Source organism: Ramlibacter pinisoli, from assembly GCF_009758015.1.
Lineage (GTDB): Bacteria > Pseudomonadota > Gammaproteobacteria > Burkholderiales > Burkholderiaceae_C > Ramlibacter > Ramlibacter pinisoli.
Genome location: NZ_WSEL01000006.1, coordinates 144,467 through 162,798, shown reverse-complemented (window position 1 = coordinate 162,798; position 18,332 = coordinate 144,467). Strand labels below are relative to the sequence as shown.

The window sequence follows — 18,332 nt, the reverse complement described above, 5'->3', positions numbered from 1 at the left end:
GGAAATCGGCAATGGCTGCAGGCAAGGAAATTCGCGGCAAGATCAAATCGGTGGAGAACACCAAGAAGATCACCAAGGCCATGGAAATGGTCGCCGCCTCCAAGATGCGCAAGGCGCAGGAGCGGATGCGCTCCGCCCGGCCCTACAGCGAGAAGGTGCGCAACATCGCCGCCAATCTCGGCAAGGCCAACCCGGAGTACACCCACGCCTTCATGAAGCTGCACGACGTCAAGGCGGCGGGCTTCATCGTGGTGTCCACCGACAAGGGCCTGTGCGGCGGCCTGAACACCAACGTGCTGCGTGCCGTCACCGGCAAGCTGCGCGAGTTGCAGGACAAGGGCGTCAGCGCCCAGACGGTGGCCATCGGCAACAAGGGCCTGGGCTTCCTGAACCGCATCGGCGCCAAGGTGGTCTCGCACGCCACCCAGCTGGGCGACACGCCGCACCTCGAGCGGCTGATCGGCCCCGTCAAGGTGCTGCTCGACCAGTACGCCGAGGGCAAGCTCAACGCCGTCTACCTGTGCTACACCAAGTTCATCAATACGATGAAGCAGGAGCCGGTGGTCGAGCAGCTGCTGCCGCTGTCGGCCGCGAAGATGGAAGCCGAGTCCAAGGCCGCCGGTGGCGAGCATGGCTGGGACTACATCTACGAGCCGGACGCGCGCACCGTCATCGACGACCTGCTGCTGCGCTACGTCGAGGCGCTGGTGTACCAGTCCGTGGCCGAGAACATGGCGTCCGAGCAGTCGGCGCGCATGGTGGCCATGAAGGCCGCCACCGACAACGCCGGCAACCTGATCGGTGAACTGAAGCTGGTCTACAACAAGACGCGCCAGGCCGCGATCACGAAAGAGCTTTCGGAGATCGTGTCGGGTGCCGCGGCCGTCTGAGGCCGCACCCATTTAAATATTTGGAGCAATCAATGGCTCAGATCCAAGGAAAGATCGTCCAGTGCATCGGCGCCGTGGTCGACGTCGAGTTCCCGCGCGACCACATGCCGCGCGTGTATGACGCGCTGAAGATGGAAGGCACCGCCCTCACGCTGGAAGTGCAGCAGCAGCTGGGCGACGGCGTGGTGCGCACCATTGCGCTGGGTTCGTCGGACGGCCTGCGCCGCGGCTCCATGGTCTACAACACGGCCGCGCCCATCACGGTGCCGGTCGGCAAGGCCACCCTGGGCCGCATCATGGACGTGCTGGGCAACCCGATCGACGAGCGCGGCCCGGTCGACCAGTCGCTGACCGCCTCGATCCACCGCAAGGCCCCCGCATACGACGAGCTGTCGCCCTCGCAGGAGCTGCTGGAGACCGGCATCAAGGTGATCGACCTGATCTGCCCGTTCGCCAAGGGCGGCAAGGTGGGCCTGTTCGGTGGCGCCGGCGTCGGCAAGACCGTCAACATGATGGAGTTGATCAACAACATCGCCAAGGCGCACTCGGGCCTGTCGGTGTTCGCCGGCGTGGGTGAGCGCACCCGCGAGGGCAACGACTTCTATCACGAGATGGCCGACTCGGGCGTCGTGAAGCTGGACAACCTGGCCGAGTCGAAAGTGGCCATGGTGTACGGCCAGATGAACGAGCCCCCGGGCAACCGCCTGCGCGTGGCGCTGACCGGCCTGACCATCGCCGAGTCGTTCCGCGACGAAGGCCGCGACGTCCTGTTCTTCGTCGACAACATCTACCGCTACACGCTGGCCGGCACCGAGGTGTCCGCGCTGCTGGGCCGGATGCCGTCCGCCGTGGGCTACCAGCCGACGCTGGCCGAGGAAATGGGTCGCCTGCAGGAGCGCATCACCTCCACCAAGGTCGGCTCGATCACCTCGATCCAGGCTGTCTACGTGCCGGCCGACGACCTGACCGACCCGTCGCCCGCCACCACCTTCGCCCACCTGGACGCCACCGTGGTGCTGTCGCGCGATATCGCCTCGCTGGGCATCTACCCGGCCGTGGACCCGCTGGACTCCAATAGCCGCCAGGTCGACCCCAACGTGGTCGGCGAAGACCACTACACCACCACCCGCGCGGTGCAGGCCACGCTGCAGCGCTACAAGGAACTGCGCGACATCATCGCCATCCTGGGCATGGACGAACTGTCGCCGGAAGACAAGCTCTCGGTGGCCCGCGCCCGCAAGATCCAGCGCTTCCTGTCGCAGCCGTTCCACGTAGCCGAGGTGTTCACCGGCTCGCCCGGCAAGTACGTGCCGCTGGCCGAGACCATCCGCGGCTTCAAGATGATCGTGGCCGGCGAGTGCGACCACCTGCCCGAGCAGGCGTTCTACATGGTCGGCACCATCGACGAAGCCTTCGAGAAGGCCAAGAAGCTGGCCGCGGCCTGACGTCATGGCAGATCCCACGCACACCATCCACGTCGACGTGGTGAGCGCCGAGGAGTCGATCTTCTCGGGCGAGGCGCGTTTCGTCGCCCTGCCCGGCGAGGCCGGCGAGCTCGGCATCTACCCGCGCCACACGCCGCTCATCACGCGCGTGCGGCCCGGCTCGGTGCGCATCGAGAAGGCCGACGGCGGCGAGGAGTTCGTGTTCGTGGCCGGTGGCATCCTGGAGGTGCAGCCGAACCGCGTCACGGTGCTGTCCGACACCGCCATCCGCGGCAAGGACCTCGACGAGCAGAAGGCCGGCGAGGCCAAGCGCGCCGCCGAGGAGGCGCTGCGCAACGCCCGCAGCGAGGTCGACATCGCCAAGGCGCAGTCCGAACTGGCCATCATGGCGGCCCAGATCGCCGCCCTGCAGAAGTACCGCCAGAAGCGGTAAAGGATCCCGCTGCGCGGGCCCGCCCGCGCAGCCAACCGAACAAGCGCTAAGAAAAACCAGCGCACTCAAGCCCCGGTCTCCGACCGGGGCTTTTCTTTTTCGTCAGGGCTTTCCCTCGGTTGCGGCCGCTGTGTTGCGCCGGGGAGTCGTTCCCGTGTCGCAACCAGTGGTAACAGGAACCTGAAGCCAATAGACTGTCCGGCATTGTTGAGGATCCCCATGCGCAAGCTGTTCTGCACATTCCTCCTGGCGGCCACGCCCGCGGCCTTCGCCGCCGACATCGTGGTCGGCCAATCGGCACCGCTGACCGGCGGCAATGCCGAACTCGGTAACGACATCCGCAACGGGGCGCTGGCCTACTTCAAGAAGGTCAACGACGCCGGCGGCATCGGCGGCGGCAAACTCAAGCTGGTGACGCTGGACGACAAGAACGACACCAAGCTGGCCGGCGAGAACACGCACAAGTTGGTCGAGGACGAAGGCGCGGTGGCCCTGTTCGGCTACGCCTCGTCGACCCTGAGCATCCCCGCCATGCCCACGGTCAGCGACAAGCGGGTGCCGTTCTTCGCGCCGTTCACCGGCGCCGACACCATCCGCAAGCAGAACGAGTACGTCTACACCGTGCGTGCCACCTACGGTGACGAGATCGAGAAGATCATCAACTTCTGGGGCAGCCTGGGCAGCACCCGGGTCACGGTGCTGCACTACGACGATGCGGTCGGCAAGCAGAACTTCGAGACCGTGGCCAACGTCCTCAAGAAGTTCAACCGCACGCCGGTGTCGGTGTCCATCAAGCGCAACGCCGACATCACCGACCAGAACGTCAAGGACACCATCGCGTCGGAGCCGAACGTGCTGGTGGTCACCACGCTGTACGCACCCGCCGCCCAGTTGATCAAGAAGATCAAGGCTGCCGGCAAGGGCGGCGCCATGGTGACCAGCCTGTCGTTCGCCGGCGCCAGCCAGCTGGCCAAGGCGCTCGGCCCCGACGCCACCGGCGTGTCGGTCTCCATCACCGTGCCGACGCCGCGGGCCAACGCGGTGCCGGTGGTGCGCGAGTGCAACGAGGCCTGGACCGCCGCCGGCATGAAGGACGCGATGTCGGTCACCTCGCTCGAATCGTGCATCGCGGCCAAGGTGCTGGTCGAAGGCATGCGCCGCTCCGGCAAGGAGGTGTCGCGCGCCTCGCTGCACAAGAGCCTGGCGGCCCTGGGCCGCTACGACGCCGGCGGCTATGTCGTGCACTTCAAGCCCGACTTCCACCATGGCGGCAGCTACGTCGGCATGGCGCTGCTGCGGCCCAACGGCGAAGTGCGCGACTGACGCAGGCAGTCCGGATCGAAGGCGCCCGCGGGGCGCCTTTTCTGTTTGGGGGCTGGTGGCCGCGTGGCCGTCAGTCGACCAGCAGCAGCGCCGCGGCGCCGAGCAGGGCGCCCATGCCCATCATCTTGCGCAGCTGCCGGCGCGGGGCCACGCCGCGGCGGGCCCAGGCCGCCAGGCAGACGGCCAACGACAGGCTGGCAGCCACGAGGGCGAGGAGGTCGTCTCCGAAGTCCATGTTGATGCGCCGTGGATTGGAACCCGCAGGATAGCCCGTCCGGCGCCGGTGTGGGTAAGCGGTTGATCCGGCTGGCTCAGCCGAGCACCGGCTCGTCCGGCAGCTCGTTGGGGTTGGCCGCGCCAGGGGCCGCCGGGAAATGTTCCACCAGCAGCGCCGAGACCTCCGCCAGCGCCTGCGTCAGGCCTTCCTCGAAGCGCTGCTCGCGGAACGCGCTGCCCATGCGCTGCACGATGCGCTGCCACTCGCCGGGATCTACCCGCTGCGCCAGGCCGCGGTCGGCCACGATCTCGATCGCATGCTCGACCAGCAGCAGGTAGATCAGCACGCCGTTGTTCTGCTCGGTGTCCCACACCCGCAGCTTGCCGAACAGGACCACGGCCCGCTCGCGCGCCGTGGCATCGCGCCACAGATAGCTCAGGGGCAGCGCGGCCTCGATGCAGATGCGCACCTCGCCGGTGTGGCGCTGCTCGCTCGCGCCCACCCGGCGGGTCAGCCGTTCCACCAGCTCGGGCGGCAGTGCCCGGCGGGCGTCGTCGTCGTGCCAGCGGTGGCGCAGCAGGCGGGCGAGGCGGGCCAGCATCACCAGTCCCCCGAGGCGCCGCCGCCACCGAAGTCGCCGCCGCCGCCGGAACTGAAGCCTCCGCCACCGCCGCCACCGCCGCCGCTCCAGCCCCCACCACCGCCGCCGCCGAACCCGCCGCCACCGATCCAGGGCCCTCCGCCCCAGCTCCGCTGGCGGGCACCGCCCAGGCCGGCGGTGGAGAACAGCGAGAAGAGCAGGGCCACCAGGGCCGCCACCGCAGCGACCAGCAGGCTCTGCGTGAACAGCAGGGCGAGCGTGCCGATCGCACCGCCGGTGGCCAGCGAGCCGAGCCGGCGGCCGAGCAGGCCGCGCAGCACGGCACCGCCTATCGGCACGGCGAAGAACAGGAAGATGGCACTGTCGACCCAGTCGAAGCCGGCGCTGCCCTGGCGCGACGGCGGCGGCGCGGGCGCCGGCAGTGCCTCGCCGCTGATGCGCGCGGTGAGCTGGTCGATCGCCGCGCGCAGGCCGCCGGCGAAGTCGTTCTGCCGGAACCGGGGCGTGATCGCGCTGTCGATGATCTGCCGCGCCGCCAGGTCCGGCACCGCCCCTTCCAGCGTCTTGGCGACCTCGATGCGCGCCTTGCGGTCGTCCTTGGCAACCACCAGCAGCACGCCGTCGCCGACCTCGCGCCGACCGATCTTCCATGCGTTGGCGACCCGGTTGGCGTAGCTGGCGATGTCCTCGGGCTGGGTGGTCGCGACCATCAGCACGGCGATCTGGGTGCCCTTGCTGCGCTCGAAGGCGGCCAGCTTGTCCTCCAGGCCCTGGTGCTCGATGGCGTCGAGCGTGCCGGTCTGGTCGATGACGCGGGCGGCGAGCGCCGGCACCGGCTGGACGTCCTGGGCGCAGGCCAGGCCGGCCCAGCACAGGGCGGCCAGGACGAGCGCGAGGAGGCGCTGCACGCCGGCGCCGCCCTACTTCTTCGGGGTGCCGAAATCCACCTGCGGCGGGGCCGTGATCTGGGCCTCGTTCTGCACCGTGAAGCTGGGCTTGGGCTGGTAGCCGAACGCCATGGCGGTGAGGTTGGTCGGGAAGCTGCGCGCCAGCACGTTGTACTGCTGCACCGCCTGGATGTAGCGGTTGCGCGCCACGGTGATGCGGTTCTCGGTGCCTTCGAGCTGCACCCGCAGGTCGCGAAAGCCCTGGTTGGCCTTCAGGTCGGGGTAGCGCTCGCTCACCACCATCAGCCGGCTGAGGGCGCTGGAGAGCTCGCCCTGCGCCTGCTGGAACTTCTGGAACGCCTCGGGGTTGTTCAGCACCTCGGGCGTCACCTGCATCGAGGTGGCCTTGGCGCGCGCCTCGACCACCTTGGTCAGCGTCTCCTGCTCGAAGTTGGCCTCGCCCTTCACGGTGGCCACCAGGTTGGGCACCAGGTCGGCGCGGCGCTGGTACTGGTTGAGCACTTCCGACCAGGCGGAGCGGGTCTGTTCGTCGAGCCGCTGGAAGTCGTTGTAGCCACAGCCGGACAGGGCCAGCACGGCAGCGAGGACCACGAGCCAACGTTTCATCCGGCTTCTCCTTGGAGGGGTGGGCGACGGTAGCATAGATGCGATGGGCGAGTCGCCGATTCAAGCCCTGCGGGCGGCTGCGCGCGGGGCCGGCCCGGCGCCTGCGCGCGGGTTGCGGCTGGTCATCGCGGGCGCCACCGGCGTGCTGGGCAACGAGGTGCTGCGCCGCCTGGTCGGCCAGCAGCGCTACGCCGCAACCCAGGTGCTCGCGCGCGAGCCGATCACCGCCGGCCTGCGCGGCGTCGGCACGACCCTGGTGCCCAACGACGACCCGGCCAGCTGGCCGCCGGGCGCCGCCGATACCGGCATCGTGCTGTTCGACCCGCCGCGCCTGTTCCACGACCGCGAGCGGGCGCTGTGGACGCCCACGCCGCAGCAGCTGCCGGCGCTGGCGCAGTGGATGCGCCGCAGCGGCGTCGGCACGCTGGCGGTGGTGCTGCCGCACGCCCAGGCGCGCCTGCCCGAGGCCCTCAAGCGCGGGCTGGCCAGCCTGGACGAACACGCCGTCGCCACGCTGGGCTTCGACCGCCTGCTGATCGTCCGCTCGGCGCAGAAGCCGGCGCCGGCCGGCGGAGGCGCGCTGCTGCCGCGGCTGGCCCGCTTCATGTTGTCCGTGTTCGGCTACATGGTGCCCAGCAGCGAGCAGCCGGTGCGCTCGCCCAAGGTGGCCGAGTTCGTGTCGGCCGCGCTGCAGGCGTCGCCGCCCGGCATCCACATCGCGTCGTCCGAGCTGGTGTGGCACGCGGCCCAGGGCGACGTGCAGCGCGCCGTGCACGAGTGGCTGGGCGCCGAATCCGGCTAAATTGCGGGCCATGCGCAAGTCCAAACTGCAGGCGGCCAATCTGGAAGGCAACGCCGACGACGTGGAGGCGGCGTTCTACGACGCGCTGCAGAACGCCGACATCGACAAGCTGATGGCCTGCTGGGCCGACGAGGACGACATCGTCTGCATCCACCCGGGCGGCCCGCGCGTGGTCGGCGCCGTCGCCATCCGCGCCACCTTCGAGGCCATGTTCGCCAACGGCAGCATCCGCGCCTGGCCCGAGCGGGTGCGCAAGATCGAGTCGCTGGCCAGCTGCGTGCACAACCTGCTGGAGAAGGTGGAGGTGCTCACGCCGCAGGGCCCGCGCCACGCCTGGGTAATCGCCACCAACATCTGGCACAAGACCGCGCAGGGCTGGCGCCTGGTCGCGCACCACGCGAGTCCCGGCACGCCGAGCGAGATCCAGGAGGTCTCCGGCACGCCGTCGGTGCTGCACTGATGGACGCCGCGGCGCGTGCAGCGGCGGCGGCCGGGACCGACGTTGGCGACTACGCGGCGCCCCGCTGGCTGCCGGGCGGCAACCTGCAGACCATCTGGCCGGCGCTGTTCGGCCGCCGCACCCTCGCCGGCGCACCGCGCTACCGGCGCGAGCGCTGGACCACGCCGGACGGCGACTTCATCGACCTCGACTGGCTGGACGACGCCGCGCCGGCCGCCGGCGCGCCGCTGCTGGTGCTGTTCCACGGCCTGGAGGGCTCCTCGCGCAGCCACTACGCCGAGGCTTTCGCCGACGTGGCGCGGGCGCACGGGCTGGCGTTCGTGGTGCCGCACTTCCGCGGCTGCAGCGGCGAGATCAACATGGGGCCGCGGGCCTACCACTCGGGCGACCACGAGGAGATCCACTGGGTGCTGGAGCGCCTGCGCGGCCGGCACGCCGGGCCGCTGCTGGCCGTGGGTGTCTCGCTGGGCGGCAATGCGCTGATGCGCTGGGCCGGCGAGGCCGGCGAGCAGGCGGTGCGGCTGGCCGGCGCGGTGGCGGCGGTGTGCTCGCCGCTCGACCTGGCGGCCGGCGCGGTGGCGATCGGGCGCGGCTTCAACCGCCTCGTCTACACCAGCATGTTCCTGCGCACCATGCGCCCCAAGGCGCTGCGCAAGCTCGGCCAGCACCCCGGCCTGTTCGATGCGCAGGCCCTGCGCGCCGCGCGTGACCTGTACGCCTTCGACAACGTGTTCACCGCGCCGCTGCACGGCTTCCGCGACGCCGACGACTACTACGCCCGGGCCTCGGCCAAGCCGTACCTGCCGGGCATCCGCATCCCGGCGCTGCTGCTCAACGCGGCCAACGATCCGTTCGTGCCGGCCGCCAGCCTGCCGCCGCTGCACGCGCACGGTGCCTGGGTCACGCAGTGGCGGCCGGCGCAGGGCGGCCATGTCGGCTTCCCGGCCGGACCCTGGCCCTCGCACGTGCAGTGGATGCCGCGCGCGGTGACGGCGTGGCTGCTGCGCAGCCTGGGGCGCCCGGCGGCCGCTTCGCCCTGAGGCGCGGCGGCGGCAGCAGCGCTAGCGGCGGGCGCGCACCGGCACCGCGCTGGCGGCCGGCAGGGCGACGGCTGCGGCCGCGGTGGCAGCAGGTGCGGACGGCGCACTGGCGGGGCCGGCAGGCACCGAAGCGGCCGCCACCGGGCCGCTGGCCGTGGCGGCCTGGGCGCCCGGCCAGGCGATGTCGGCGGCGTTGCGCGGCTTGCCGACCGGCGTGGTGGCCTGGCCCTTCTGCACCGCCGCCATGTCTTCCTCGCTCGGGTACAGGCCCTGCAGCCAGTAGTCGAACACGCGGCGCGCGATCGGCGCCGCGTTGGCGCCGCCGAAGCCGACGTTCTCGACCACCATGGCCAGCGCGATCTTCGGCTCCTCGGCCGGCGCATAGGCCATGTACAGGGCGTGGTCGCGGTGGCGCTCGTCCATCTGCGAGGCGTTGTACTTCTGGTTCTGCGCGATCGTGATGACCTGGGCCGTGCCGGTCTTGCCGCCGCTGGTGTAGGCGGCGCCGCGGAACGCCGCCGCCGAGGTCCCCTCGATGTTCACGCCCACCAGGGCCTTGCGGATGACGGCCAGGTTCTCCGGCCGCGCCGTGAGCTGGCCGACCTGCTCGGGCGCGATCTTCTGCGACTGCCGGGTGCTGAGGTCGACCACCTCGCTGACCAGGTGCGGCTTCATGCGAGCGCCGTTGTTGGCCACCGTGGCCGTGGCGGTGGCGATCTGCAGGATGGTGAAGTTGTTGTAGCCCTGCCCGATGCCCAGCGAGATGGTCTCGCCGGCGTACCACTTCTGCTGTTCGGGCTTGCGGTAGGCGCGGCGCTTCCACTCGGTGGACGGCAGCAGCCCGCGCGACTCGCCGGCGATGTCGATGCCGGTGATCTCACCGAAGCCGAAGTGCGACATCTGCTCGTGCATGAGGTCCACGCCCATGTCGTTGGCGAGCATGTAGTAGTAGGTGTCGCACGACTGCACGATCGAGCGGTACATGTCGACCATGCCGTGCCCGCCTTCCTTGTCGTCGCGGAACTTGTGGTTGCCGAACCAGAAGTAGCCCGGGTCCGAGATGGCCTGGCTGGGGGTGCGCTTGCCGGTCTCCAGCGCGGCCAGCGCCATGAAGGGCTTGAAGGTCGAGCCGGGCGGGTAGGTGCCGCGCAGCGCGCGGTTGAGCAGCGGCTTGTCGATCGACTCGTTCAGGGCCTGCCAGTTCTCGACGTCGATGCCGTCGACGAACAGGTTGGGGTCGAAGGTGGGCTTGGAGACGAAGGCCAGGATCTCGCCGGTGCGCGGGTCCAGCGCCACCAGGGCGCCGCGCCGGTTGCCGTACAGGTCCTCCACCAGCTTCTGCAGCCGGATGTCCAGGCCCAGCTTGACGGTGTTGCCGGGCGTGGCGGGGCTGCTGGCCAGCTTGCGCACGGCGCGCCCGCCGGCCGAGGTCTCGACCTGCTCGACGCCGGTCAGGCCGTGCAGCTGGCGCTCGAAGCTGTGTTCCACGCCCAGCTTGCCGATGTATTCGGTGCCGCGGTAGTTGGCTTGGTCCTCGTCGTCCCAGTCCTCCATCGTCTTCTTCTCGGCCTGGTTGATGCGGCCGATGTAGCCGATCACGTGGCTGGCCAGCTCGCCCCAGGGATAGTTGCGGAACAGGCGGGCCTTGATCTCGACGCCGGGATAGCGGTAGCGCTGGGCGGCGAACTTCGCCACTTCCTCGTCGGTGAGCTTGGTGCGGATGGGCAGTGACTCGAAGCCCTTGGACTCCTCCAGCAGCTTGCGGAAGCGCCGCTTGTCGCGCGCCGTGATGTCGATCACCTGGCCCAGGTCCTCGATCGTGCGCTCCAGCGTGTCGGTCAGCCGCGAGGGCGTGATCTCCAGCGTGTAGGCCGAGTAGTTGGTGGCCAGCACGATGCCGTTGCGGTCCAGGATCAGCCCGCGGTTGGGCACGATGGGCACGATCGCCGTGCGGTTGTTCTCGGCCTGCTCGCTCAGGTCCTCGTGGCGGTACACCTGCAGGTAGACCAGCCGCATGGCCAGCAGCAGGAAGCACACCAGCACGACCAGGCTGGCGGCCAGCACCCGCGTGCGAAAGCGCGAGAGATCGGCTTCGACGTTGCGCAGTTCGGTCATGGGGCGGTCAGCGTGCGGTGGGCGGCGTGGTCGACGGCATCCGGGTCCTGTCCACGCCCACCGTCCGGCGCGGGACGTGCGACCTCAGAGGGGCCGATTTTCGTCCGGATCGGGCGCGCGGCGCTGGGGCGCCAGCAGCAGCACGCTCACCACCGGCCACAGGAGGGCTTCGATCACGGGCGCGAGCAGGAACGAGACACCCGGGAACGCGCCGCCGGCGACCAGGCGCACCACCAGCTCGATGGCATGGGCGGCGGCGAACAGCGGCAGCACCTGGACCGCCTGCGAGGGGACCGTGAACCACAGCAGGCGGCGGTGGATGGCGATGGCCCCGAAGCTGAGCGCCGTGTAGGCCAGGGCGTGCTGGCCGAGCAGCGAGGCCTGCTGCACGTCCATGACGATGCCGAACAGGAATGCGGCGCCCACGCCGATGCGCAGCGGCTGGTGCACGGCCCAGAACACCAGCGTCAGCGCCAGCAGGTCCGGCATCCAGGCCACCCGGCCGAGCGGCAGCACGTTCAGCACCAGCGCCACCAGCAGGCTGGACCAGATGAAGAGCGGGTTGGCCGGCAGCAGCAGCTGCTGGCCGGGACGCATGATCATGGCCGTGCCTCCCTGCCGGCGTGCGCGTGACGCAACGGACGGTCGCTGCTCATGCCCCGCCTCCCGGGCCCTTCCTGGGCACCTTGACCGGCGGCGGCGCGTCGATCGGTGGCCGCGGCGGGATCTGCGCCGCCACCGGCTTGAGCACCATGACATGGCGGGCGCCGTCCACCAGCGCCTGCGGCACGCAGTAGATGCGGGCGAAGGCCGAGTCGGCACGCCGCTCGACCTTGTCGACCTTGGCCACCGGCAGGCCGGCCGGGTAGACGCCGTCGACCCCGCTGGTGGTGAGCAGGTCGCCCGGCTGCACGTCGGCATTGCCGGCCATGAAGCGCAGTTCGAGCGCACCGGCGTGGGCGCCGGTCGGATCGCCATAGGCCACGCTGCGCGACCCGGTGCGGGTGTTCAGCACCGGGATGGCCTGGTCGCGGTCGGTGATCAGGGTGACCTCGCTCATGAGCGGGTGGGCGCGCGTGACCTGGCCCAGCACGCCCGATTCGTCGATGACCGGCGAGCCCTCGGTGATGCCCTGCGCCAGGCCCTTGTCGATGACCACCTTGCGGGTGTAGGGATCGGCGGCGTCGTACAGCACCTCGGCCGCCTGCGCCGTGGTGGCCAGGCGCTCGCGCAGCTCGAGCAGCTTGCGCAGCCGGGCGTTCTCCAGCGTCAGCTGCTCGACCTGGTTGGCCCGCTGCGACTGCTGGGCGAGCTTGACGCGCGCCTCGGCCTCCACCGCCTGCGCCCGGCCGAGAGACTCGAAGTACTCGGCGCCCTGGCGCAGGGCCAGGATGGGCTGCAGCGCGACCCATTGCACCGGGTAGAGCACGGTGGCCACCGCCGCGCGCAGCGGCTGCGTGATGTGGAAGCGGGTGTCGGCCACCATCAGGAACAGCGCCAGGGCGCTGAACACCATCAGCTTGGACAGCGCCGAGGGCCCCTGCTTGAAGAACGGCGGCGGCGTGCGGTCGAGCGTGCCTAAGGGCATGGCGGGCAACCTTGCTGCGCCGGGATGGCGGCGCCGGAACGCGGCTCGGGGACAGGAAGCTGGAGGGGGTTCATGGCGCGCGGCGCCGGTCAGCTGTGCCGCACCGCCGCCCGGTCAGCCCGCGCGGCGGCGACGGCCGTCATTCGGACGTGAAGATCGAGCCCAGGCGTTCCATGCGTTCCAGCGCGATGCCGCAGCCGCGCACCACGCAGGTGAGCGGGTCCTCGGCCACCAGCACCGGCAGGCCGGTCTCCTCGGCCAGCAGGCGGTCGAGGTCGCGCAGCAGGGCGCCGCCGCCGGTGAGCATCATGCCGCGCTCGGCGATGTCGGCGCCCAGCTCGGGCGGCGTGCTCTCCAGTGCGTTCTTCACCGCCGAGACGATGTTGTTCAGCGGGTCGGTGAGCGCCTCCAGGATCTCGTTGGAGGAGATGGTGAACGAGCGCGGCACGCCTTCGGAGAGGTTGCGGCCCTTGACCTCGATCTCCTTGACCTCGCTGCCCGGGAAGGCGGAGCCGATGTTCTTCTTGATCGCCTCGGCGGTGGGCTCGCCGATCAGCATGCCGTAGTTGCGGCGGATGTAGGCAATGATGGCGTCGTCGAAGCGGTCGCCGCCCACCCGCACGCTGCCCTTGTAGACCATGCCGCCCAGCGAGATGACGCCCACCTCGGTGGTGCCGCCGCCGATGTCGACCACCATGGAGCCGGAGGCCTCGCTCACCGGCAGGCCGGCGCCGATGGCGGCCGCCATCGGTTCCTCGATCAGGTAGACCTCGCTGGCGCCGGCGCCCAGCGCCGACTCCCGGATGGCGCGCCGCTCGACCTGGGTGGAGCCGCAGGGCACGCAGATGATGATGCGCGGGCTGGGCTTGAACACGCCGCGCGGGTGCACCATCTTGATGAACTGCTTGAGCATCTGCTCCGTGACGGTGAAGTCGGCGATGACGCCGTCCTTCATCGGCCGGATGGCCTCGATGTTGCCCGGCACCTTGCCCAGCATCGCCTTGGCCTCGTGGCCCACCGCCTGGATGGTCTTCTTGCCCTGCGGGCCCCCTTCGTGGCGGATGGCGACGACCGACGGCTCGTCGAGAACGATCCCCTTGTCCCGGACGAAGATCAGCGTGTTGGCGGTGCCCAGGTCAATGGCCAGGTCGGTTGACAGGTACCGACGGAACGCTCCGAACATGGGGGGGATTCCTCTTCTTCTGCGAAAGCGGCCCCGAAGGGCCGTCACCAAAGGCGGGATAATACCTGATCCCCTGTGAATAACTGCCAACGCGACAGCACGTCCTGCCGCGCTTACAACTGGTTTCGCCCCCGTTTTTCGCCATGGCCCTGACCCCCGACGACATCCGCCGCCTGCAGCACCTGGCGCGATTGGAGCTGCAACCGCCCGAAAGCGAGCGCATGCTCACTCAGATCAACGGCTTCTTCGGCATCGTCGAGGCGATGCGGGCTGTGGATACCGCGGGGATCGAGCCGCTGGCGCACCCGGTCGCCGCCATCCAGGAGGTCCAGCTGCGCCTGCGCGACGACGTCGCCAGCGAGCCGAATGCGCGCGAGGCCAACCAGCGCAGCGCGCCGGCCGTCGAAGCCGGCCTGTTCCTGGTGCCCAAGGTGATCGAATGAGCGACGCCCTGCACCAGCTGTCCGTCGCCGCCCTGGCGCAGCGCCTGCGCGACAAGCAGGTCTCGGCCGTCGAGGTCGCACAGCACTTCCTGGCCCGCGGCCAGGCCCACCAGGGGCTGGGCGCCTTCCTGGCCACCGACGAGGACGTCACGCTGGCGCAGGCCCGGGCCGCCGACCAGCGGCTGGCGGCCGGCGACCCGGCGCCGCTGCTGGGCGTGCCGATCGCCCACAAGGACATCTTCGTCACGCGCGACTTCCCCAGCACCGCCGGCTCGCGCATGCTGGCCGGCTACCGGTCGCCGTTCGACGCCACCGTGGTGCGCAAGCTGGCCGAAGCCGGCACCGTGACGCTGGGCAAGCTCAACTGCGACGAGTTCGCCATGGGCTCGTCGAACGAGAACTCGGCCTTCGGGCCGGCCCGCAATCCCTGGGACACCAGCCGCATCCCGGGCGGCTCCTCCGGCGGCAGCGCGGTGGCGGTCGCCGCCCGGCTGGCGCCGGCCGTCACCGGCACCGACACCGGCGGCTCGATCCGCCAGCCGGCCGCGTTCTGCGGCATCACCGGCATCAAGCCGACCTACGGCCGCGCCTCGCGCTACGGGATGATCGCCTTCGCCTCCAGCCTCGACCAGGCCGGCCCGATGGCGCGCAGCGCCGAGGACTGCGCGCTGCTGCTGTCGGCGATGTGCGGCCCCGACCCCGACCGCGACTCGACCTCGCTCGACCTGCCGGCCGAGGACTACACGCGCGGCCTGGGCGCGTCGCTGGACGGCCTGCGCATCGGCGTGCCGAAGGAGTTCTTCGGCGAGGGCCTGGCGGCCGACGTGCGTGCCGCCATCGACGCGGCGCTGCAGCAGTTCGTCCGCCTGGGCGCGCGCCTGGTCGAGATCTCGCTGCCGCGCACCGAGCTGTCGATCCCGGTCTACTACATCATCGCGCCGGCCGAGGCCTCGTCCAACCTGTCGCGCTTCGACGGCGTGAAGTTCGGGCACCGCGCGGCGCAGTACGACGACCTGGTCGACATGTACCGCAAGACCCGGGCCGAGGGCTTCGGCGACGAGGTCAAGCGCCGCATCATGATCGGCACCTACGTGCTCTCGCACGGCTACTACGACGCCTACTACCTGCAGGCGCAGAAGATCCGCCGCATGGTGGCCGACGACTTCCAGGCCGCGTTCGCGCAGTGCGACCTGATCGCCGGCCCGGTGGCGCCCAGCGTCGCCTGGAAGCTGGGTGGGCATGGCGGCGATCCGCTGGCCGACTACCTGGCCGACATCTTCACCCTGCCCGCCTCGCTGGCCGGCCTGCCGGGCATGAGCCTGCCGTGCGGCTTCGGCGAGGGCGGGCTGCCGGTCGGCCTGCAGCTGATCGGCAACTATTTCCAGGAGGCCCGGTTGCTCAGCGCCGCCCACCAGTACCAGCAGGCCACCGAGTTCCACCTGCGCCAGCCGGAGGGCCTGCAATGAGCAAGCTGGTCCAGGGCTGGGAAGTGGTGATCGGCTTCGAGACCCACGCGCAACTGGCCACCCACTCCAAGATCTTCAGCCGCGCCGCCACGGCCTTCGGCGCCGAGCCGAACACCCAGGCCAGCGCGGTCGACCTCGCGCTGCCCGGCACGCTGCCGGTGATGAACCGCGGCGCGGTCGAATGCGCCATCAAGCTGGGGCTCGCCGTCGGCGCCACCATCGCGCCGCGCAGCGTGTTCGCGCGCAAGAACTACTTCTATCCCGACCTGCCCAAGGGCTACCAGATCAGCCAGTACGAGATCCCGGTGGTGCAGGGCGGGGTGGTGGAGTTCCTGCTGGGCGAGGAGAGGAAGTCGGTGCGGCTGGTGCGCGCCCACCTCGAGGAGGACGCCGGCAAGTCGCTGCACGAGGACTTCGTCGGCCAGACCGGCATCGACCTGAACCGCGCCGGCACGCCCTTGCTGGAGATCGTCACCGAGCCCGACATGCGCTCCACCGACGAGGCCGTCGCCTACGCCAAGGAGCTGCACAAGATCGTCACCTGGATCGGCATCTGCGACGGCAACATGCAGGAGGGCAGCTTCCGCTGCGACGCCAACGTGTCGGTGCGGCGCCCCGGCGGCCCGCTGGGCACGCGGCGCGAGATCAAGAACCTGAACAGCTTCCGCTTCATGCAGCAGGCGATCGACTACGAGATCCGCTGGCAGATCGGCGAGCTGGAGGACGGCCGCGCCATCGGGCAGGCCACGGTGCTGTTCGATCCCGACACCGGCGAGACGCGCGCCATGCGCACCAAGGAGGACGCGGCCGACTACCGCTACTTCCCCGATCCCGACCTGCCGCCGCTGGTGGTCGCGCCCGACTGGGTGGAGCGCGTGCGCGCCGCCATGCCGGAGCTGCCGCGTGCGATGGCGGCGCGCTTCGTGGCCACCTACGGCCTGCCCGAGTACGACGCCACCACCCTGACCCAGAGCCCGGCGATGGCGGCTTACTTCGAGGCCGCCGCCAAGGCCTGCGGCCAGCCCAAGCTGGCCAGCAACTGGATCATGGGCGAGGTGTCGCGCCGGCTGAACGCGCAGGAGCTGGCCATCGAGCGCTCGCCGGTGCCGGCCGCCACGCTGGGCGCGCTGATCGGCCGCATCCACGACGGCACCATCTCCAACAACGCTGCCCGCCAGGTGTTCGAGGCCCTGTGGACCGGCGAGGGCGCCGACGTCGATGCCCTGATCGAGGCCAAGGGCCTGCGGCAGATGAGCGACACCGGCGAGCTGGACCGCATCCTCGACGGCATCCTGGCCGCCAACGCCGACAACGTGGCGCAGTTCAAGGCCGGCAAGGACAAGGCGTTCAACGCGCTGGTCGGCCAGGCCATGAAGGCGACCAAGGGCAAGGCCAACCCGGCCCAGGTGAACGAGCTCCTGCGCAAGAAGCTCGCGGGCTGATCAGCGGCGCGGCCGGGAGGCGCCGTTGGCCGGCAGGCTGGCGGCGTTCTGGGCCCAGAGCGACTTCAGGCGCCCCAGCTCGTCGTCGAAGCGCCGCGTGATGCGCTGCCGCTCCTCGGCCTGCGCCGCCAGCAGGCGCTTTTGCGCCGCCAGGTTCTGCTCGTTCTCCTCGATGGCGCGCCGGATGCGGTTCTGCTGGATGACGTCGGTGCCGGCCGACTTCTCGTCCCTGGCCAGCTGCTCGCGCTGCTGCTGCAGGTCGGTCACGCGCCGCTCGCCGGTGGCGATGGCGCTGTCGACGCGCGACAGGGCGTCGTCGCGCTCGCTGCGGTGGCTGGCCTCGTCGGGGTAGCGGTTCAGGAGCACGCGGTCACGCCGCTTGCGCTCGATGTCGCGGGCCCGGTCCTCCTCGGCCCTGCGCACCCGCTCCTCCTCGGCCGCGCGTTCGTCGCCCGTGGGCGAGGGGGCCAGGCGGCCGCGGACGATGCCGCTGCTGCCGTATTGCTTCTGCTCGCGGTCCAGGCACTCCATGTTGGGACGGTCGGAGGTGATGCGCTGGCCCCGGGCATCGACGCAGGAATAGATGACGGATCCCGGCAGGGCCTGGGCCGATGCCGCTCCGCCCGCGGCGGCGACCGCCAACCCGACCCACCAGATGCCCCTGCCGCGCAATGCCATGTCCCCGTCGTCACTCCACGCCGTAACGCCGGCGGTAGGCCTCCACCCGTGCGTGGTGCTCGCCCAGTTCCTCGCCAGCGTGGCGCTCGAGATACTGGAGCAGGTCGGCCAGCCTGGCAATCGCGCACACCTGCAGACCGAGCTGATTGCGCACGTATTGCACGGCGCTGTGGTCGACGTCGCGACCGTCCTCGGTCGCCTTCTCCTGCCGGTCCAGGGCGATGGCCACCGCGTGCGGGGTGGCGCCGGCGGCGCGGATCAGGGCGATGGACTCGCGCGCGGCGGTGCCGGCCGACATCACGTCGTCGACGATCAGCACCCGCCCGCGCACCGGCGCGCCGACCAGGGTGCCGCCCTCGCCGTGGTCCTTGGCTTCCTTGCGGTTGTACGCGTAGGGCACGTTGCGGCCGTCGCGCGCCAGTTCGATCGCCACCGCGGCGGCCAGCGGGATGCCCTTGTAGGCCGGCCCGAACAGCATGTCGAACTCGATGCCGGAGGCGAGGATGCGGCGTGCATAGAATTGCGCCAGCTGGCCGAGCTTGGCGCCGTCGTCGAACAGCCCCGCGTTGAAGAAATACGGGGACATCCGACCGGCCTTGGTCCTGAACTCGCCGAAGCGCAGCACGCCGGCTTCCACGGAGAACTGCACGAAGTCCTGCGCCAGGCTGTCCTGGCGGGGCGCTGCCAGCATG

At 70.5% G+C, this 18,332-nt stretch carries 20 protein-coding genes; 10 read left to right on the top strand and 10 right to left on the bottom strand.

Translation table 11 applies throughout. The features are described 5' to 3' along the window. Positions 1–11: 11 nt before the first annotated feature. The 4 genes from atpG (at position 12) to GON04_RS13890 (ending at position 4,091) form a co-directional block, all read left to right on the top strand. Positions 12–890: a F0F1 ATP synthase subunit gamma gene (gene atpG / locus GON04_RS13905; protein ID WP_157398674.1), complete on the top strand. Its 879-nt coding sequence runs from the start codon at positions 12–14 to the stop codon at positions 888–890. Between the two features lie 32 nt (positions 891–922). Further along, on the top strand, positions 923–2,335 hold the full coding sequence (gene atpD / locus GON04_RS13900; RefSeq protein ID WP_157398673.1) for a F0F1 ATP synthase subunit beta: 1,413 nt from the start codon (positions 923–925) through the stop codon (positions 2,333–2,335). 4 nt (positions 2,336–2,339) lie between these two features. Beyond that, on the top strand, positions 2,340–2,768 hold the full coding sequence (locus GON04_RS13895) for a F0F1 ATP synthase subunit epsilon (protein WP_157398672.1): 429 nt from the start codon (positions 2,340–2,342) through the stop codon (positions 2,766–2,768). Positions 2,769–2,987: 219 nt separating this feature from the next. After that, on the top strand, positions 2,988–4,091 hold the full coding sequence (locus GON04_RS13890; protein ID WP_157398671.1) for an ABC transporter substrate-binding protein: 1,104 nt from the start codon (positions 2,988–2,990) through the stop codon (positions 4,089–4,091). Positions 4,092–4,161: 70 nt separating this feature from the next. On the opposite strand, the gene GON04_RS13885 is transcribed toward GON04_RS13890, so the two are convergent. The 4 genes from GON04_RS13885 to GON04_RS13870 all read right to left on the bottom strand — a co-directional run bounded on the left by GON04_RS13885 (position 4,162) and on the right by GON04_RS13870 (position 6,423). Further along, complete coding sequence (locus tag GON04_RS13885) at positions 4,162–4,326, bottom strand: hypothetical protein (protein ID WP_157398670.1); 165 nt, start codon at positions 4,324–4,326, stop codon at positions 4,162–4,164. A gap of 76 nt (positions 4,327–4,402) precedes the next feature. Next, complete coding sequence (locus GON04_RS13880; protein ID WP_157398669.1) at positions 4,403–4,909, bottom strand: TPM domain-containing protein; 507 nt, start codon at positions 4,907–4,909, stop codon at positions 4,403–4,405. Continuing rightward, a complete protein-coding gene (locus GON04_RS13875; RefSeq protein WP_181654067.1) occupies positions 4,909–5,817 on the bottom strand; it encodes a TPM domain-containing protein in 909 nt (302 codons plus the stop codon). Before GON04_RS13875 ends, GON04_RS13880 begins: the two co-directional genes overlap by 1 nt. A gap of 12 nt (positions 5,818–5,829) precedes the next feature. After that, entirely contained in the window at positions 5,830–6,423 is a 594-nt protein-coding gene (locus GON04_RS13870) for a LemA family protein (protein ID WP_157398668.1), read from the bottom strand. Positions 6,424–6,466: 43 nt separating this feature from the next. On the opposite strand from GON04_RS13870, the gene GON04_RS13865 reads away from it, so the two are divergent. From GON04_RS13865 to GON04_RS13855, 3 genes are read left to right on the top strand one after another with little or no spacing between them, the layout of a single operon-like run. Further along, positions 6,467–7,225 (top strand): hypothetical protein, encoded by a 759-nt coding sequence (locus tag GON04_RS13865; RefSeq protein ID WP_157398667.1) that lies wholly within the window; start codon positions 6,467–6,469, stop codon positions 7,223–7,225. Between the two features lie 10 nt (positions 7,226–7,235). Then, the gene (locus tag GON04_RS13860; protein ID WP_157398666.1) at positions 7,236–7,685 is read left to right on the top strand and encodes a YybH family protein; all 450 of its coding nucleotides are present in this window, start codon (positions 7,236–7,238) and stop codon (positions 7,683–7,685) included. Next, a complete protein-coding gene (locus GON04_RS13855) occupies positions 7,685–8,725 on the top strand; it encodes a YheT family hydrolase (RefSeq protein WP_157398665.1) in 1,041 nt (346 codons plus the stop codon). The genes GON04_RS13860 and GON04_RS13855 overlap by 1 nt, the downstream gene beginning before the upstream one ends. Before the next feature lie 21 nt (positions 8,726–8,746). Here GON04_RS13855 and mrdA read toward each other — a convergent pair whose 3' ends face one another. From mrdA to GON04_RS13835, 4 genes are all read right to left on the bottom strand, one after another. Continuing rightward, on the bottom strand, positions 8,747–10,840 hold the full coding sequence (mrdA, locus tag GON04_RS13850; RefSeq protein WP_157398664.1) for a penicillin-binding protein 2: 2,094 nt from the start codon (positions 10,838–10,840) through the stop codon (positions 8,747–8,749). A gap of 84 nt (positions 10,841–10,924) precedes the next feature. Beyond that, positions 10,925–11,443 (bottom strand): rod shape-determining protein MreD, encoded by a 519-nt coding sequence (gene mreD / locus GON04_RS13845; RefSeq protein ID WP_157398663.1) that lies wholly within the window; start codon positions 11,441–11,443, stop codon positions 10,925–10,927. 49 nt (positions 11,444–11,492) lie between these two features. Beyond that, on the bottom strand, positions 11,493–12,428 hold the full coding sequence (mreC, locus tag GON04_RS13840; RefSeq protein ID WP_157398662.1) for a rod shape-determining protein MreC: 936 nt from the start codon (positions 12,426–12,428) through the stop codon (positions 11,493–11,495). A gap of 139 nt (positions 12,429–12,567) precedes the next feature. Then, on the bottom strand, positions 12,568–13,611 hold the full coding sequence (locus GON04_RS13835) for a rod shape-determining protein (RefSeq protein ID WP_157398661.1): 1,044 nt from the start codon (positions 13,609–13,611) through the stop codon (positions 12,568–12,570). A 143-nt stretch (positions 13,612–13,754) separates the two neighbouring features. On the opposite strand from GON04_RS13835, the gene gatC reads away from it, so the two are divergent. The 3 genes from gatC to gatB are packed head-to-tail and all read left to right on the top strand — an operon-like array spanning position 13,755 to position 16,962. Then, entirely contained in the window at positions 13,755–14,054 is a 300-nt protein-coding gene (gene gatC / locus GON04_RS13830) for an Asp-tRNA(Asn)/Glu-tRNA(Gln) amidotransferase subunit GatC (protein WP_157398660.1), read from the top strand. Beyond that, positions 14,051–15,520, top strand: a complete 1,470-nt coding sequence (gene gatA / locus GON04_RS13825) for an Asp-tRNA(Asn)/Glu-tRNA(Gln) amidotransferase subunit GatA (protein ID WP_157398659.1) — start codon at positions 14,051–14,053, stop codon at positions 15,518–15,520. Before gatC ends, gatA begins: the two co-directional genes overlap by 4 nt. After that, on the top strand, positions 15,517–16,962 hold the full coding sequence (gene gatB / locus GON04_RS13820; RefSeq protein WP_157398658.1) for an Asp-tRNA(Asn)/Glu-tRNA(Gln) amidotransferase subunit GatB: 1,446 nt from the start codon (positions 15,517–15,519) through the stop codon (positions 16,960–16,962). Before gatA ends, gatB begins: the two co-directional genes overlap by 4 nt. Here gatB and GON04_RS13815 read toward each other — a convergent pair whose 3' ends face one another. After that, positions 16,963–17,640, bottom strand: coding sequence for a DUF4124 domain-containing protein (locus GON04_RS13815; protein ID WP_157398657.1), 678 nt, complete (start codon positions 17,638–17,640; stop codon positions 16,963–16,965). A gap of 10 nt (positions 17,641–17,650) precedes the next feature. Continuing rightward, positions 17,651–18,331, bottom strand: coding sequence for an orotate phosphoribosyltransferase (gene pyrE / locus GON04_RS13810; RefSeq protein ID WP_157398656.1), 681 nt, complete (start codon positions 18,329–18,331; stop codon positions 17,651–17,653). Position 18,332 lies beyond the last annotated feature (1 nt).

What these genes read in the sequence shown, in the direction of transcription:
- atpG (WP_157398674.1), top strand. Translation starts at nt 12, where the DNA reads ATGGCTGCAGGCAAGGAAATTCGCGGCAAGATCAAATCGGTGGAGAAC.
- atpD (WP_157398673.1), top strand. Translation starts at nt 923, where the DNA reads ATGGCTCAGATCCAAGGAAAGATCGTCCAGTGCATCGGCGCCGTGGTC.
- GON04_RS13895 (WP_157398672.1), top strand. Translation starts at nt 2,340, where the DNA reads ATGGCAGATCCCACGCACACCATCCACGTCGACGTGGTGAGCGCCGAG.
- GON04_RS13890 (WP_157398671.1), top strand. Translation starts at nt 2,988, where the DNA reads ATGCGCAAGCTGTTCTGCACATTCCTCCTGGCGGCCACGCCCGCGGCC.
- GON04_RS13885 (WP_157398670.1), bottom strand. Translation starts at nt 4,326, where the DNA reads ATGGACTTCGGAGACGACCTCCTCGCCCTCGTGGCTGCCAGCCTGTCG.
- GON04_RS13880 (WP_157398669.1), bottom strand. Translation starts at nt 4,909, where the DNA reads ATGCTGGCCCGCCTCGCCCGCCTGCTGCGCCACCGCTGGCACGACGAC.
- GON04_RS13870 (WP_157398668.1), bottom strand. Translation starts at nt 6,423, where the DNA reads ATGAAACGTTGGCTCGTGGTCCTCGCTGCCGTGCTGGCCCTGTCCGGC.
- GON04_RS13865 (WP_157398667.1), top strand. Translation starts at nt 6,467, where the DNA reads ATGGGCGAGTCGCCGATTCAAGCCCTGCGGGCGGCTGCGCGCGGGGCC.
- GON04_RS13860 (WP_157398666.1), top strand. Translation starts at nt 7,236, where the DNA reads ATGCGCAAGTCCAAACTGCAGGCGGCCAATCTGGAAGGCAACGCCGAC.
- GON04_RS13855 (WP_157398665.1), top strand. Translation starts at nt 7,685, where the DNA reads ATGGACGCCGCGGCGCGTGCAGCGGCGGCGGCCGGGACCGACGTTGGC.
- mrdA (WP_157398664.1), bottom strand. Translation starts at nt 10,840, where the DNA reads ATGACCGAACTGCGCAACGTCGAAGCCGATCTCTCGCGCTTTCGCACG.
- mreD (WP_157398663.1), bottom strand. Translation starts at nt 11,443, where the DNA reads ATGATCATGCGTCCCGGCCAGCAGCTGCTGCTGCCGGCCAACCCGCTC.
- mreC (WP_157398662.1), bottom strand. Translation starts at nt 12,428, where the DNA reads ATGCCCTTAGGCACGCTCGACCGCACGCCGCCGCCGTTCTTCAAGCAG.
- GON04_RS13835 (WP_157398661.1), bottom strand. Translation starts at nt 13,611, where the DNA reads ATGTTCGGAGCGTTCCGTCGGTACCTGTCAACCGACCTGGCCATTGAC.
- gatC (WP_157398660.1), top strand. Translation starts at nt 13,755, where the DNA reads ATGGCCCTGACCCCCGACGACATCCGCCGCCTGCAGCACCTGGCGCGA.
- gatA (WP_157398659.1), top strand. Translation starts at nt 14,051, where the DNA reads ATGAGCGACGCCCTGCACCAGCTGTCCGTCGCCGCCCTGGCGCAGCGC.
- gatB (WP_157398658.1), top strand. Translation starts at nt 15,517, where the DNA reads ATGAGCAAGCTGGTCCAGGGCTGGGAAGTGGTGATCGGCTTCGAGACC.
- GON04_RS13815 (WP_157398657.1), bottom strand. Translation starts at nt 17,640, where the DNA reads ATGGCATTGCGCGGCAGGGGCATCTGGTGGGTCGGGTTGGCGGTCGCC.
- pyrE (WP_157398656.1), bottom strand. Translation starts at nt 18,331, where the DNA reads ATGCTGGCAGCGCCCCGCCAGGACAGCCTGGCGCAGGACTTCGTGCAG.